This is a genomic window from Cyanobacteriota bacterium (assembly GCA_025054735.1).
GTDB lineage: Bacteria > Cyanobacteriota > Cyanobacteriia > SKYG9 > SKYG9 > SKYG9.
Map to the genome: position 1 here is coordinate 1 of JANWZG010000569.1, position 1,864 is coordinate 1,864.

General features: G+C 50.5%; 2 protein-coding genes. One reads left to right on the plus strand and one right to left on the minus strand.

What is annotated here, in order from left to right:
* On the plus strand, nt 1-1,191 hold a 1,191-nt coding region (locus NZ772_18220), incomplete at its 5' end, for a helix-turn-helix domain-containing protein (GenBank protein MCS6815492.1).
* A gap of 30 nt (nt 1,192-1,221) precedes the next feature.
* On the opposite strand, the gene NZ772_18225 is transcribed toward NZ772_18220, so the two are convergent.
* Nucleotides 1,222-1,864, minus strand: a 643-nt coding sequence (locus NZ772_18225; GenBank protein MCS6815493.1) for a pyruvate kinase, incomplete at its 5' end; no start/stop codon positions are given.

Sequence of the window (1,864 nt, forward strand, 5' to 3'; positions counted from 1 at the left end):
GTTCCATTAGACAGTGCTGCTGCTCAAGCTAGGTTGGCAACCTGGGATGTGCGAGCTGCTTGCTTACACTTGGTGTATGCTGCCTATGCATTTACCCTAGGGCAACCTTGGGAACAGGAGTTTGTGATCAATGATCAGCAGATTGAAACCTACCTGGGATTGGAAAAACGCAAAGACTTGAGTAAGTTGGCAAAGTTGACTCTGATTAAGGAACTGGCTCAACAACCTTGTCAACTGCAATTAGACCTCAACTGGTTCCAGCAGGGACGAGTACGGGGCTTTTCCCTACAGAGAAGCCGTTTATGGCATCTATTGAACATTCAGCACCACTTTCAAGAGGATGATTTGGGCTGTAAACACCTTACGGGCATCACCTTCCGTGTGAGAGCTGGGGAATGGGCAAACTATTTCCTCAATCAGCAGGGTGCACGGGACAACACGGCATTTTATCAATACAGCAGTTTGCCAAAGTCCCTGCTGTGGATGGTTATGAGTAATTGGCAACAGCATGAAGGTGCTTGCCGGATGCTACTCTGGCTACTGTTCAAAACTAAAATGGGGAATGAGCAACGCTTGACTATTCCCACGTTGATGCGAGTTGCCTATGGTGAGACGAAGCTAGCACAGGCTGCTACTCAACGAGAGGAACGTAAACGGTTGCTACGATCGTTTGAGGGTGATTTAGAGGTAATGAATCACTATGGCCTCAAGCCAGTATTTGACCCCATTACCTATCCCCCCGATATTCAACCGCTGTGGGCAAAGCTAGCAGACCTTCCTGATGATGCTGAGGCTGCTTTGGAATTTTGGATTAGGGATGGCAGTCATCACAATCGCCTCACGGATGCAGCCCCAAGGGATAAGTGGAATCGATTGATGCAGGCTCGACTGCTGTGTTTTGAGTTACCCGAAGGATGGGAAGTGCAAGCAACCCAGGCAGCACGAAAGAAACTGCGTCAGTCTCAACGCCGTCGGCGATCGCCCCAAGCGTCATCCGATAAGTCAGTTCCAGCACCCCTGTCGAGTGAGCAAGTCGTTGCGGCGCGCAAGAGTTTGCGGTTAAGCCAACGGGACTTAGCTAGCCGGATGGGCAAGAGCCAAAGTTGGGTACGTGATATTGAGAGTGGCCGCCTGCAAATTGGCATCAAGGATCAGCAAGCGTTGGCAAAAATCTTGGGCGTTACTCTCTAGTGCCGTGCCAAGAGAGGCAATGGTAGTCAGTTATGCGATCGTGTGAATTTTGAGAAAATTGGTGCCGCCGGGTCGATTCATGGGGACACCACCAGTAATGAGCACTTTATCTCCCGATGTTGCCAGTTGGCGCTGTTTCAGTGTGGCTTCTGTTACTGCCATCAGCTCATCGAAGGAGTTGGGGGCATTGGTGAGCAAGACAGGTTTCACACCCCAAATGAGATTGAGTCGGTGATAAACTGCATGGTTAGGGGTGAGGGCTACAACAGGTACTCTAGGGCGTTCTGCGGCGGCAAGACGAGCAGTATACCCTGTGGAGGTGTAGGCCACAATACATCGCAAGGGTAGAATTTCATCAATGACGTTCAAGGCTTCACTAATGGCATGGGTTTCGTCGTTTTTGTCTGGTGGTAAGTTGGTAAATTGCAAATTAGGCTCAATTTCTGTCGCAATTCTCACCAGCATTTCAACGGCTTGCACTGGATAGCTGCCTACAGCCGACTCGCCTGACAACATGACGGCATCGGTACCGTCTAGGATGGCATTGGCCACATCACTGGCTTCAGCGCGGGTTGGGCGCGGATTTTGAATCATGCTATCCAGCATTTGGGTGGCTGTGATCACGGGAATGCCCCGCTGGTTGCAGGCGCGGATAATTTTCTTTTGCAGCAAG